Origin of the sequence: Streptomyces canus 299MFChir4.1, from assembly GCF_000383615.1 — a bacterium.
Lineage (GTDB): Bacteria > Actinomycetota > Actinomycetes > Streptomycetales > Streptomycetaceae > Streptomyces > Streptomyces canus_C.
On the sequence record NZ_KB911583.1, the window covers coordinates 645,075 to 657,378 of the forward strand.

Annotated in this window: 10 protein-coding genes and 2 pseudogenes; 8 read left to right on the forward strand and 4 right to left on the reverse strand. The window is 71.8% G+C overall.

Features of this window, described 5'->3' with window-relative positions; translation table 11 throughout:
- Positions 1 to 67 precede the first annotated feature (67 nt).
- The 5 genes from H293_RS0107030 to H293_RS0107050 all read left to right on the forward strand — a co-directional run bounded on the left by H293_RS0107030 (position 68) and on the right by H293_RS0107050 (position 4,905).
- Entirely contained in the window at positions 68 to 2,515 is a 2,448-nt protein-coding gene (locus H293_RS0107030) for a SpoIIE family protein phosphatase (protein WP_020117175.1), read from the forward strand.
- A 47-nt stretch (positions 2,516 to 2,562) separates the two neighbouring features.
- Positions 2,563 to 2,982 (forward strand): CBS domain-containing protein, encoded by a 420-nt coding sequence (locus tag H293_RS0107035; protein ID WP_020117176.1) that lies wholly within the window; start codon positions 2,563 to 2,565, stop codon positions 2,980 to 2,982.
- Between the two features lie 154 nt (positions 2,983 to 3,136).
- The gene (locus H293_RS59100; protein ID WP_020117177.1) at positions 3,137 to 3,313 is read left to right on the forward strand and encodes a hypothetical protein; all 177 of its coding nucleotides are present in this window, start codon (positions 3,137 to 3,139) and stop codon (positions 3,311 to 3,313) included.
- A gap of 76 nt (positions 3,314 to 3,389) precedes the next feature.
- Entirely contained in the window at positions 3,390 to 3,701 is a 312-nt protein-coding gene (locus H293_RS0107045; RefSeq protein ID WP_020117178.1) for a hypothetical protein, read from the forward strand.
- Positions 3,702 to 4,101: 400 nt separating this feature from the next.
- On the forward strand, positions 4,102 to 4,905 hold the full coding sequence (locus H293_RS0107050; RefSeq protein ID WP_020117179.1) for a class I SAM-dependent methyltransferase: 804 nt from the start codon (positions 4,102 to 4,104) through the stop codon (positions 4,903 to 4,905).
- Between the two features lie 71 nt (positions 4,906 to 4,976).
- On the opposite strand, the gene H293_RS0107055 is transcribed toward H293_RS0107050, so the two are convergent.
- A complete protein-coding gene (locus tag H293_RS0107055; protein ID WP_020117180.1) occupies positions 4,977 to 6,932 on the reverse strand; it encodes a glycosyltransferase family A protein in 1,956 nt (651 codons plus the stop codon).
- A gap of 311 nt (positions 6,933 to 7,243) precedes the next feature.
- On the opposite strand from H293_RS0107055, the gene H293_RS0107060 reads away from it, so the two are divergent.
- Entirely contained in the window at positions 7,244 to 7,759 is a 516-nt protein-coding gene (locus H293_RS0107060; RefSeq protein ID WP_020117181.1) for a metallophosphoesterase family protein, read from the forward strand.
- Between the two features lie 276 nt (positions 7,760 to 8,035).
- Here the strand turns inward: H293_RS0107060 and H293_RS52575 are convergent.
- The 3 genes and pseudogenes from H293_RS52575 to H293_RS59105 all read right to left on the reverse strand — a co-directional run.
- Positions 8,036 to 8,589 (reverse strand): annotated as a pseudogene (locus H293_RS52575) (SRPBCC family protein); the annotation flags it as partial.
- 20 nt (positions 8,590 to 8,609) lie between these two features.
- A complete protein-coding gene (locus H293_RS0107075) occupies positions 8,610 to 9,710 on the reverse strand; it encodes an XdhC family protein (RefSeq protein ID WP_020117184.1) in 1,101 nt (366 codons plus the stop codon).
- On the reverse strand, positions 9,703 to 9,954 hold the full coding sequence (locus H293_RS59105; protein WP_020117185.1) for a VWA domain-containing protein: 252 nt from the start codon (positions 9,952 to 9,954) through the stop codon (positions 9,703 to 9,705). Before H293_RS59105 ends, H293_RS0107075 begins: the two co-directional genes overlap by 8 nt.
- Positions 9,955 to 10,553: 599 nt before the next feature.
- On the opposite strand from H293_RS59105, the gene H293_RS0107090 reads away from it, so the two are divergent.
- Positions 10,554 to 11,777: an RNA-guided endonuclease InsQ/TnpB family protein gene (locus H293_RS0107090; protein WP_028807625.1), complete on the forward strand. Its 1,224-nt coding sequence runs from the start codon at positions 10,554 to 10,556 to the stop codon at positions 11,775 to 11,777.
- A 65-nt stretch (positions 11,778 to 11,842) separates the two neighbouring features.
- Positions 11,843 to 12,292: pseudogene (locus H293_RS0107095) on the forward strand (GTP-binding protein); the annotation flags it as partial.
- Between the last annotated feature and the right edge of the window lie 12 nt (positions 12,293 to 12,304).

A 12,304-nucleotide genomic window follows, 5' to 3' on the forward strand; every position in this document is an offset into this window, starting at 1 on the left:
GCCGCGGTCGCTCCACCGAACGCTCACAGGGGCTGCGCCCATGCCGTATTAGCGCTGTAATGGCCAAGTGGTGAGTGAGGGCGCTACGGGACGCAGAACGAGAACGCTGCGTGCCGAAAACGCCCTGACCTCGCTCACGGACGGTCCCGAATCGCCGGAAAGGCTGCGCCGCGTCCTGGAACAGGCGCTCGTCTTCACCGGGGCGACCCTCGCCGCCGTGTACCGGCCCGGTGAGGACGGCGACCAGCTGTACCTCGTCGAGTCGGCCGGCGTCCCCCGGACGGTCTACGGGCTGCGCGACAGCTATGCGGGCTCCGGCGACTCCGCGCCCGCCGACGCGTACCGCTCGGGCCGGCCGGTCTTCCTCGGCCCGGAGGAACTCGCCGGCTGCGCCGAGTCCCGCAGGGTGGCCCGGCGGGACTTCCACCTGGCCGTGCTGCCCGCGCACGGTGACGACAGCAGGGCCTGTCTCGTCGCCGTCAGCGAGGACCCGCACGGTTTCGACGACGAGGACCGCAAGTGCCTCGAACAGATCGCCGGCGCGGTCGTCTGCCCCGTGCCCGCCCCCGCCCCGGAAGGCGCGGAACTGGGCTCCCACGCGTTCAGCCTCGCCCTCGACACCGGCCGGGTCGAGGTCGGCGACGCGATCCTGGAGCTGTTCGGCCTGAGCCGGGCCGCCTTCGACGGCAGGATCGAGACCCTGCTCGGCCTGACCGTGCCCGAGGACCTGCCCTCGCTGATGTCCTTGTTCGAGGCCGGTCACCTGTCCGTGGGCGACCGTGAACTGGAGTTCCGCATCCTCCAGCCCTCGGGGCCGCCCAAGTGGCTCAGACTGCGCGGTCGCATTCCGGCCAACGGTGACGGCCGCCCCGCCCGGCTCGTGGGCACCGTCGCCGACGCCTCCACCCTGCGCTCCGACGTCACCGACGTGGCCCGCGTCCAGCGCCTGGCCGCCGCCCTTTCCATGGCCGGCACCGTCCGCGACGTCAGCCAGGCCGTCGTCTCCGCCCTCCGCGCCCCGCTCAGGGCGGACCGCATCGCCCTCGCCGAGCTGGAGAACGAACGGCTCGTCGTGACCGTCCTCGACCCGCCCGAACCGGAGTCCTGGCCCGAGCTGTGGCGCCTGGAGTGGCGCAGCGAGTGGCCCGAGGCGCCCGTACAGGCCATGCCCACCCTGGCCACCGCCCTGCGGGAGGGCCGCGCCCAGATCTGGCCGGCCGGCACCGTCCTCGAACCCGCTCTCGCGGACGTCGGCCCCGGCGGCCTCGCCGTCCTGCCACTGCCCGCCGCGGGCCGCATGGCCGGAGCCTGCCTCATCGGCTGGGACACCCCGCACCACTTCGACGCCGACGAACGCGCCCTGCTCACCGCCTCCTCCGGTCTCGCGGGACAGGCACTGATGCGCGCCCACGCCCTGGACGCCGAGCACGAACTCGTCGGCATGCTCCAGCGCCAGCTGCTGCCGCGCCGGCTGCCCAAACTGCCCGGGGCGGTCGCCGTCGCCCGCTATCTGCCCAGCACCGCGGGCCTGGAACTCGGCGGCGACTGGTACGACGTGATCCCGCTGCCCGACAACCACGTCGCCCTCGTCATCGGCGACGTCCAGGGCCACAGCGCCGCCGCCGCCACCCTCATGGGCCAGATGCGCACCGCCCTGCGCGCCTACGCCGTGGAGGGACACCCCCCGGACGTCGTCGTCGCCCACGCCAACCGCCTCCTCATGGACCTGGAGACCGACCTCTTCGCCACCTGCACCTATGTGGACCTCGACATGGAGGAGGGCACCGCCTGGTGCGTCCGCGCCGGACACCTGCCGCCGGTGCTGCGCCACCCCGACGGCAGCACCGAGATCGCCGAGAGCGACGGCGGCCCCCCGCTCGGCGTGGTGGCCCAGGCCGACTTCCCGATGACCCCGCTCCGGCTGCGGCCCGGCACCGTGGTCGCCCTGACCACCGACGGCCTCGTCGAGTCCACCGAGGCGGACATCGACGTGGGCATGGACCGCTTCGCGCACGGGCTGGCCGTCTCCGACCCGGGCCACCTCGGCCTCGTGGCCGACGTCCTGCTCGGCGGCGCCCGCCGCAGCGACGACGTCGCCCTGCTCCTGCTGCGCTACGACGGCATGGCCACCCACCCGCTCCGGGAGACCTGGACGGTCTGGCGGGTCCCCGAGGCCGCCCGGCACGCCCGCCGCTTCACCCGTCGCACCCTGCGCGTCTGGGGCGTCCCCGAGGACGCCGTGGACACCGCCCTGCTCGTCGTGTCCGAACTCGTCACCAACGCTCTCGTGCACACCGGCGGCCAGGTCCGCCTCGACCTCACCCTCATCGGGAGGCGGCTGCGCGTCTCCGTCGCCGACACCTCGCCGCGCACCCCCGTCAAGCCCACCAACATCGGCTGGGAGGCCACCGGGGGCCGCGGCATCATGCTCGTAGAGGCCGTTTCGGCGGCCTGGGGCAGCGTCCCCGTCAGCGGCGGCAAACAGGTGTGGAGCGAGATCGCACTCGACGGCTGAGGAGGGGTACCCGGCGCGGACCATCCCCGCAGACAGCGAGGTACGTCATGACTCAGCACGTCAGCGACATCATGACCAGCGCCCCGGTCACCGTGGAACCGCAGACCTCCGTGACGGCCGTCGCCAGGATCACGCGCGACCAGGACCTCGGCGCCGTCCTGGTCACCGACGGCGACGAGCCGCGCGGCCTGGTCACCGACCGCGACCTCGTCGTGAGCTCCCTGGCCGAGGGCGGTGACCCGGAACAGACCACCGTGGCCGGCGCGCGCAGCGACGACCTGGTGACCGTCACGCCCGAGGACGACCTGGACCACGCGATCGAGCTCATGCGCGAGCATGACGTGCGCCGCCTCCCGGTCGTCGACCACGGCCACGCCGTCGGCATCGTCTCCCTCGGCGACACGGCCATGGAACGCGATCCCGGATCGGCCCTGGGCGACATCAGCGTGGCACGGCCCAACACCTGAGCCGGGCAGGCCGGTTCGGCGGGCCGTCAAGTTCCGGCGCCCTGGTTCCTCGGCGAATGTGTGTGCGGGGCGAGGGGCTGACGGGCCTCCCGGTCCGTTTGTCCCGCGCCCTCCTGGGGACCCGGAGGGCAGCATGGAAGGACGGTGAACCGCCGTGACCCCGCAGACCGTTCAGAAATCCGTCGTACGCCGGTCCGAGACGGGCTGGTCCAGGGCCCGCCGCCTGCACGGCAAGGGAGACCTGCGGACCTGCCTGCCCGCGGTGGCGGACCGGGTCGGACCCACCACGTCGCACACGGGAGAGGACAACATCTTCCGCGGCGAGGACTGAGCGTCCACCCCGCGCCACTCCTAAGTCGCCCCCCTGCCATGGCTGGTGCTTCCTGATCCGGGCTAGGGTGGCGCAGATGAAGGCTCTCGCGCTGTCCGGCGGCCTGGATTCCCTCACCGATGTGAGGGCCACCCAGGTTCAGGTGATCGTCGGCGACAGACCCGGGTTCGGCCCGGAGGAAGAGCCGGAGCGGCCCGGGAACGACCACGCCCACGGTGGCGTACCCCTGTTCACGCCCGTCGGCCCTGACGCCGTGCGGGCCATCGAGCCTTCCCGGCGAGGCGAGTTGGACATCCCCTACGCCCGCCGGCACCTGGCGGGCGTGCCCCTGCGTCACCGTCCCGTCCCTGTCCGTGGAGACCGCGGCGAGGTGCGGATCTCTTCATGAGTCTCCTTGCCGCCGCACCCGTCTGCGCCGACGAGCCCGGCACCGCGCCCCCCACCCGGAGCGCCACCCTCCGTCTTTCCGTACTTTGCCCGTCTTTTCCCTCCGGATCACGCTCCTCGGCGCGAAGTCCTGTCATGGGAAGCTCACAGCAGGTATGTTCCACGGAAACCGGTTCCGGCCCGGGCAGCCGGTACGGACCGGGGCGGGGTCTGTCCCGGCACCTCGGCCGACCCGGACCGGGACGGCCCCATCAGCAGCGGGGCCGTGAGCGGGCCCGCACCACGCCCCGCCTACAGCGCCCTAGGGCACGACGGTGGACGGAGGTCGCGCCGGCCTCGCACCGGGACCGGCGGTCCGCCCTGCACGAAGCACTGCCACACATCCGCAAGGAGAATTCCCAGTGAAACGTCACGAGTTCCTGCGGGGGCTCCACAAAGCCAGCGCGAACCGGAACTACCTGGAGATCGGCGTCAACGACGGCCGCAGCCTGACGTTCTCCCGGGTACCGAGCATCGCGATCGACCCGGCGTTCAAGGTGGTCTCGGAGATCCGCTGCGACGTCCATCTGGCGAAGGCCACCAGCGACGACTTCTTCGCGCGCGAGAACCCGCTGCAGCACCTCAAGGGCGGCCGCCACCCGCTGCGCAACATCGTCCGCAACCGCAGCCCGTTCGGCTACTGGAAGGACGTCACGCTCGACCTGGCGTTCATCGACGGCATGCACCTGTTCGAGTACGCGCTGCGCGACTTCATCAACGTCGAGAAGTACGCGGACTGGGCCAGCGTGATCGTCTTCGACGACATGCTCCCGCGCAACGTGGACGAGGCGGCCCGCGACCGGCACACCAACGCCTGGACCGGTGACGTCTACAAGGTCATCGAGGTCCTGAACCGCTACCGGCCCGACCTGGTGACGGTCCTGGTCGACACCGAGCCCACCGGGCAGCTCGTGGTCTTCGGCGCGGACCCGACCAACACGGTGCTCAAGGACAAGTACGACGAGATCATCGCGGAGTACGTGGTCCCCGACCCGCAGAAGGTGCCGGAGGCGGTTCTGGAGCGGACCGTGGCGATCAAGCCGGAGACGCTGATCGACGCCGCCTTCTGGAAGGCGCTGGTGAACGCCCGCAACCGCGGCAGCAAGCGGGACCGCAGCTGGGAGCACCTGCGCACCAGCCTGCAGCAGCTCAGCGACGCCGGCTGAGCCGAGCGCGGTGAGCCGGGGAGGACGCGTCCGCGTCCTCCCCGGCTCTGTTTCGCCCTGCGGCCCGGCCGCTACCCGGCGCGTGCCCTGAGTCGGCGGACCAACTTTCCGGCCAGCCGCCTCGCCCTGCGGACCAGCGGCTGTCCGGCGGCGGGCCTCCGGGGCGAGCGCACGGCCACGACCTGGACGCTGCCCCCCTTCACCCGCAGCGTGAACGGCAGCGGATGGAAGCGGGGCTCCTCGGCGCCGGGCGCCGGGCTCAGCGCGACCCGCCAGGCCCCTCCGGTCAGGTCGCCCACCGGCAGCACCGCCTCCAGGAGGGCCGCGGAACCCTGGGGACGCAGGGTGCCGGGCACCTCCTTCGCGGGCGCGGCGCCGGAACCACCGGTGAGCTTGAGCAGCACCGGCGTGTCACCGGGCACGTGGAAGGGCACCGGCACCTCGACGCGGTCACCGGTGACCGTGACCTCCCCGGGCGTGACCCGCCCGAGCTTCAGACGCTCGCCCGCCATGTCGACGTCCAGGGCGAGGGTGCCCTGCTTCGCGGTCCAGTACGGCAGCACGACCCGGCCGCCCGCCACACCGGCGTCCGCGGCCGTACGTCCCCTCAGGGAGACCGGGCCCAGCCGGGACTGCTTGGTCCAGCCGCCCAGCTTGACGCGGACGAACACGTCCCACAGCCCGGCGCCGAGGGGGCCGCCGTCGGCCGCGGTGGCCGGATCCAGGGCTGCCGTGCCCCGCAGCACCAGCCGCACCCGGCCGTCCTGCGCCGGAACGGTCTCCCGGGTGAACTCCACAGGCTGGAAGTACTGGGCGGAGCTGGATCGTTCCCGCAGCAGCAGGTCCACCGTGGCGCGCTTGAAACCGGCCACGCTGTGGGCGCCGACCCGGTCCACGGCCTCCGCCACGGAGGCCGGCGGCTCGGTGAGCGGGGCGGAGCTGCCCTCGGCGGGGAACGTCATCGGCGTACCGCCGGAGGCGAGCTCGGCGGACAGGCCGACCCGCAGCACACCCCCGTCCCACTCGACGCCGTCCGGCTCGACGACGGACGCGACGGAGGCCTCCCACTCGGCGAAGGCGACCAGGTCGTCGAGCCGGCCGTCGGCGATCAGCGCGGCGACGACCTGCTGGGTGGGCTGGAGACCGGCCGCGACCCCGGGTCCGAAGCGCTCGACGACCACGCCGCGGATCTCGGTGAAAAGCTCCTTGCGGTAGTCCTCGGGCGCGGCGAGCAGCCGCCTGCCGCGCATCCGCTCGACCATCTCGTTGCGCAGCCAGCGACGGAACAACCGGTCGCGGGTCGGCCCCGGCTCGGTGTACTTCTCGACGACGTCGAGCGCCTCGCGCAGGTTCGCGAAGTACCCCACCGGGTCGAAGCGCTGGAAGCCCGCGTTGGAGGCGTCGTCGCGCTTGAGGTGGTAGTAGCAGACGTAGTCGCTGAGCACGGAGACGTTGTCCGCGCGCAGATACGCCTCCGTGACGAAGACGTGGTCCTCCAGCCGGCGCCTGCCCTCGGGGAAGCGCAGACCGATCCGGTCGAGGAAGGCCCGCCGGAACATCTTGTGCGGGGTCAGGCTGTCGATCAGCGGGGCGTTGTCGACGGTGGCACGGGGGTGGTTGCGGCGGAACAGCTCCACCGGGACGCCCCGGCCCTGGCCGGCCATCTTGCCCACGACCACGTCGGCGCCGTTGGCGACCGCGTAGTCGTACATCCGCTCAAGGGCCTCGTCGCCGAGGTAGTCGTCGTTGTCGACGAACATGACGAACTCGCCCTGGGAGGCCTCGATCCCGACGTTGCGGGGCTTGCCCGACCAGCCGGAGGCCTCCTGGTGGATGACCGTCATGTTCTCGACCTCGGCGGCGAGCGCGTCGAGCCGGGCCGGCGTGTCGTCGGTCGAACCGTCGTCGACGAAGATCGCCTCGAACTCGTCCGGGGGCAGGGACTGCCTGCGCAGCGAGGCGACGCAGTCCTCGATGTAGTTCCCCGGGTTGTAGACGGGGATGACGACGCTGACCTTGACCGGCATCGGTGTCCGGACTCCTTGGGTGGCTTGTGGCTTGCGTCACGGATTGACGCGTTGTGTGCCGATGTTAACGCTGCCGAGCAAGTACCGTGGCAGCAGGCTGCCTTGACCGGCGGCACACTGGCGAGGGCGCGACGTGCGGCGGACCCGCGGCAGCGAGGCGGCGACGGCCGACGCCGCGATCGCGGTACCGCGTTGATGAAGATGGCGGACAGGCGTCGCCGGTTCCGCGACTTCGACACGGACTTCGAGGCAGGCACAGGCGCGCCCCGCAGATGACCGGGGCCGGCCTAGCACCCCTCTAGGGTGACGCCGTGCACCTGTTGCTGATGTCCGACACCCACCTTCCCAAGCGTGCCAAGCAGCTCCCGGCCCCGCTGCTCGCCGAACTCCCGCACGCCGACGTCGTGTTCCACGCCGGAGACTGGGTGGACATCGCCACCTTGGACCTGCTGGAGAGCCGCAGCGCACGGCTGGTCGGCGTCCACGGCAACAACGACGGGCCCGAGCTGCGCGCCAGGTTGCCCGAGGTGGCGTACGTCGAGCTGAGCGGCCTGCGCTTCGCCGTCGTCCACGAGACCGGTGCCGCCCAGGGGCGCGAGGCCCGCTGCGCCGCCCGGTTCCCCGACGCAGACGTCCTGGTCTTCGGCCACAGCCACATTCCCTGGGACACCACCGCCCCCGGCGGACTGCGGCTGCTCAACCCCGGCTCGCCGACCGACCGCCGCCGCCAGCCCCACTGCACCTACATGACGGCCACCGTGTCCGACGGCCGGCTCACGGACGTGACGCTGCACCGCCTGCCGGCCCGCACTGTCAGTGCCGGCTGATACGACGGATACATGCCGGCCACGCCGTGGCCCTCGGCTCGGCCTGCTTCTACGCGGCCGCCGCCGTGCTTGCGCTGACTCTGCTGCCGGGCGCGCTCGCCCCGGCCCACCGGCGCTCATGAGATCCGGGCCGCTCCGTGTACAAGAAAGCGGCCCGGACGCTGCGAGTGTGCGCTTTCACGGACCTCCTTCCCGATCGGAGGCGGGGTGAGGGCTCGGACGCCCTCTCCCGTACTCGGCGACTACCCCTTCGAGCGCGCCTCACACTTTTGCGCCTCACACTTTTCGCATCCGTCGTCGTATCCGCGTGACCGCGACCACCACGACGGCGGTGGCCGCCGGCGCGCCCGCCGCCCGCTTGGCGACCGGTACGCCGATCGCGCGCTGCAGGTCGAGCGGTTCGCCGTCGGCTTCCAGGGCCGGCCGGGCCGCCTCCGGGACGGCCTCGCGCTCGCCCAGCCGCTCCGCCGGACACGCGGCGAACCGGCCGACCAGCCGGTCACCGACCTCCGCCGGCACACCCCGCCCGAACTGCGCCGACCGCCCGGTCACCGCCAGATCCGTCCGCACCGACACGGCCGTACCGCCGTCCTGTCCGGTGAGCGTGCCGGTCACGGTGGCTCGCGCGGTGCCCTGGCCGCGGATCTCCCGGCCGCTCGCGATCAGCACCATGCGGTGCGCGTCCTCGTCCTGTTCCTCGAAGACGGCGGTCCCCTTGTACGTCACGGTGATCGGCCCGACCTGACCTTCACGGAGCCGGTCACGGTCTTGCCGTCGTAGTCCTCGACCACCGCCCCGGGCATACAGGGCGCGACCCGCTCGATGTCGAGGCTTCACGAACAGCCAGGCTTCACGAGGACGGATGGATCGCCCCCGCCGTCGCGGTCAGCGGGGCACCGCTGCCGCCCCAGCGCAGGGCGACGATCTCGGCGGCCACGGACACGGCGACCTCCTCCGGCGTGCGGGCCCCGAGGTCCAGGCCGACCGGCGAGCGCAGCCGTGACAGTTCGGCCTCGGTGAGCCCCGAAGCGGTGAGCCGCTTCATCCGGTCGTCGTGCGTACGGCGGCTGCCCATCGCCCCGATGTACGCCGCCGGCCGGCGCAGCGCCTCCTCCAGCAGGGGCACGTCGAACTTCGGGTCGTGGGTCAGGACGCAGATCACCGTGCGATCGTCGGTGGCGGTGCCGCCGAGGTAGCGGTGCGGCCAGTCCACGACGACCTCCACGCCCTCCGGGAAGCGCTTCGGCGTCGCGAAGACCGGGCGGGCGTCGCAGACCGTGACCCGGTAGCCGAGGAAGGCGCCGATCCGGGCGACCGCGGCGGCGTAGTCGATCGCACCGAAGACGAGCATGCGCGGCGGCGGGGCGAAGGAGTGCAGGAAGACGCCCACCGCGTCCTCGCGCCGCTCCCCGTGCGGGCCGTAGTGCCTCAACCCCGTGGCGCCCAGGGCGAGTTCCCCGCGCGCGTCGGCGGTGACCGCCACGTCGAGGCCGGTGGTGCCGAGGGTGCCCGCGACGCGGTCCGGCCACACGGCGAGCGTGGCACCGCGGGGCGCCGGGCCGTCCACCACCGTCGCCACGGTCACCGGGCGGCCCGCGGCGACCGACTCCGCGACCTCGGCGAACGCGGGATCGCCGGTGGCCGTCACGGACCGGACGAGCAGGGTGATCTCCCCACCGCAGGTGAGCCCGACCGCGAACGCGTCCTCGTCGCTGTAGCCGAAGGTCTCCAGGCGGGCCTCGCCGCTCGCCACGACCTCCTGGGCCAGTTCGAAGACGGCCCCCTCCACGCAGCCGCCGGACACACTGCCGACGACCTCGTCGTCCGGGCCGACAGCCATGGCCGCGCCCGGATCGCGAGGCGCGCTGCGGCTCGTGGAGACGACCGTGGCCAGTCCGAACGGCAGCCCTGCCGTGTACCAGCCGTTCAGCACCGGGAGGATGTCACGCATCGTCGGCTCCTTTCACCACCGCCGCCGCCGGACGCTCCGGTGCGGCCAGGGGCGCGGGTCCGGGGCGCGCCTTGGGCGGATTGACCCAGGTCACCCGGTGCGCCAGCCGGTGCAAGCGTCGCATCCGGTCCGCCAGGAGCCCCGGCTCGCCACGCTCCCAGCCGTCCGAGAGCACCACCACGACCGCCCCGCGAGCCGTCCCCCGCTGCTCCCAGCGGTCCAGGAACCCGCGCACGTAGCTCACCGAGCCGGGTACCCACGCGCCAGTCGGGCACCGCGGCGGCGAGCGCCGCCATCGCCCGGTCCGGATCGCGGTGCGAGAGCTCGCGGGTGACGCGGTCAGCCGGGTGGCGACGGTGAACCCCTGGGGCGCAGACCCGGGTCCTGATGCGGACCCTGGAGCGGCTGCGCATCCCGACCCTGGTCTTCGTCAACAAGATCGACCGGCGGGGAGCTGGTGCGGCCGGGGTCGAAGGCACGATCTCCCAGGCCGTCCAAGTCACCGACCTTCCGCTGCACCCGCTACCGCAACCTGCTGGCGACCCGCCTCGGTCACGCCTTCGCCGGCACCGCGATCAACAGCATCCGCATCGACCGATGGCTGACCGGCACCCACTCGGCGCCACCCGCACCTCCCACCTCGAAGCCCTCACACTCGCGGCCTGACAGCCCGATTCGCGGAATTCTCAGCAGAGTCCTTCAGGCCGGGGTGAAACGAATCTTGTGGTTGCGACGCCGTGTCGCGGTCTCGTTCCGGCGGAGCCAGACCCTGCTCGCGACGGTGACGGATCGTTCACACGTTCCCGGTGACGACATGGGTTCGACGTGCCTAGTGTGATCGTCATGCAGCTCCGGTACAGCTTCCGCATGTACCCCGATGCCACGCAACAGGCCGCGCTGGCCCGGGCGTTCGGGTGCGCCCGTGTCGTGTTCAACGACGCGGTGCGTGCCCGTGAGGACGCCCGTAAGGCCGGGCAGCCTTTCCCGACGGCCGGTCAGCTGTCTATGCGGCTGATCACGGAGGCGAAACGGACTGCCGCGCGGTCCTGGCTGGCTGAGGTCTCCGCGGTGGTGCTCCAGCAGTCCCTGCGGGACGCCGAGAGCGCGTACCGCAACTTCTTCGAGTCCCTCAAAGGCAAGCGCAAGGGACGGAAGGCGGGAGCACCACGGTTCAAGTCCCGTAAGGATGTCCGGCAGTCGATCCGGTTCACTGCCAACGCTCGCTGGAGCATCACCGGCAGTGGCCGTCTGAAGCTGCCGAAGATCGGCGCGGTGAAGGTGAAGTGGTCCCGCACGCTGCCCAGCACCCCCACCTCCGTCACCGTCATCAAGGACGCGGCCGGCAGATTCTTCGCCTCCTTCGTCATTGACACCGACCCCGCCGCCGACGCGATGCGCATGCCGGAGAGCGACCGCATCATCGGCATCGATCTCGGCCTGATCCACTTCGCGGTCCTGTCCGACGGCACGAAGATCGACTCCCCGCGCTTTTTGCGGCGCGCGGAGAAGAAACTGAAGAAGGCCCAAAAGGAGCTGTCCCGCAGACAGAAGGGATCCAAGAATCGGGCCAAGGCCCGCCTGAAGGTCGCCCGCGCCCACGCCGGAGTCGCTGACGCCCGCCGTGAGTTCCACCACCAGCTCTCCACGCGGCTGATCTCCGAGAACCAAGGGATCGTCGTGGAGGACCTCTCGGTGGCGGGACTGGCTCGCACCAGGCTGGCCAAGTCCGTGCACGACGCCGGATGGTCCTCGTTCATCGGCATGTTGGCATACAAAGCGGAACGGTACGGCCGCACCCTGGTCAAGATCGGCCGGTTCACACCGACCTCGCAGACCTGCTCCACTTGTGGAGTCAAGGACGGGCCCAAACCCCTCGGCGTCCGGGAATGGACATGCAGCGCCTGCGGCACTGTCCACGACCGGGACACCAACGCCGCGATCAACGTCAAAACGGCCGCCGGACTGGCGGTATCAGCCTGCGGAGCGCCGGTAAGACCAGAACCCGTTCTGGCACAGCGCGAAGAAACAGGAAGCCACGGATTCCCGACCGGAAACTGTGCCACGTAGCGTCACAGTAGCCAGTCAGGGAAGGCCAGAATCCTCGCCCTTCAGGGCGAGGAGCATGTCAATGTCCCCGGCAGAGCCACGCCCACCAGGGCTTCGACAAGAGCATGTCCAGCACCGGAGCCGACTTCCGGGGCCTGACCCCGCTGGTCCTCGTCGAGGCGCTGCGCCGGGCGGGCACCCGGGTGTACGAGCCGATGCACCGGTTCCGCGTCGAGGCCCCGGCCGACACCCTCGGCGCCCTGCTGCCGGTGCTGGCCGCGCTGCGGGCCGTACCGCAGACGGCGCGGACCCGGGGCGACCGGTGCGTCCTGGAGGGGACGGTGCCGGCCGCCCGGGTGCACGGACTGGAGCAGCGGCTGCCCGGACTGACGCGCGGGGAGGGGGAGTTGGAGACCGGCTTCGACCACTATGCGCTGGTCTCGCACGGAACCGTTCCGCGACGCCCACGCAGTGATCACAACCCCCTCAACCGGCAGGAGTATCTGTTGAACGTGACACGTCGAGTCGGCGGATGAGGTGTCAGATGC

What these genes read in the sequence shown, in the direction of transcription:
- H293_RS0107075 (WP_020117184.1), bottom strand. Translation starts at nt 9,710, where the DNA reads ATGCGTGACATCCTCCCGGTGCTGAACGGCTGGTACACGGCAGGGCTG.
- H293_RS0107090 (WP_028807625.1), top strand. Translation starts at nt 10,554, where the DNA reads ATGCAGCTCCGGTACAGCTTCCGCATGTACCCCGATGCCACGCAACAG.
- H293_RS0107045 (WP_020117178.1), top strand. Translation starts at nt 3,390, where the DNA reads ATGAAGGCTCTCGCGCTGTCCGGCGGCCTGGATTCCCTCACCGATGTG.
- H293_RS0107055 (WP_020117180.1), bottom strand. Translation starts at nt 6,932, where the DNA reads ATGCCGGTCAAGGTCAGCGTCGTCATCCCCGTCTACAACCCGGGGAAC.
- H293_RS0107035 (WP_020117176.1), top strand. Translation starts at nt 2,563, where the DNA reads ATGACTCAGCACGTCAGCGACATCATGACCAGCGCCCCGGTCACCGTG.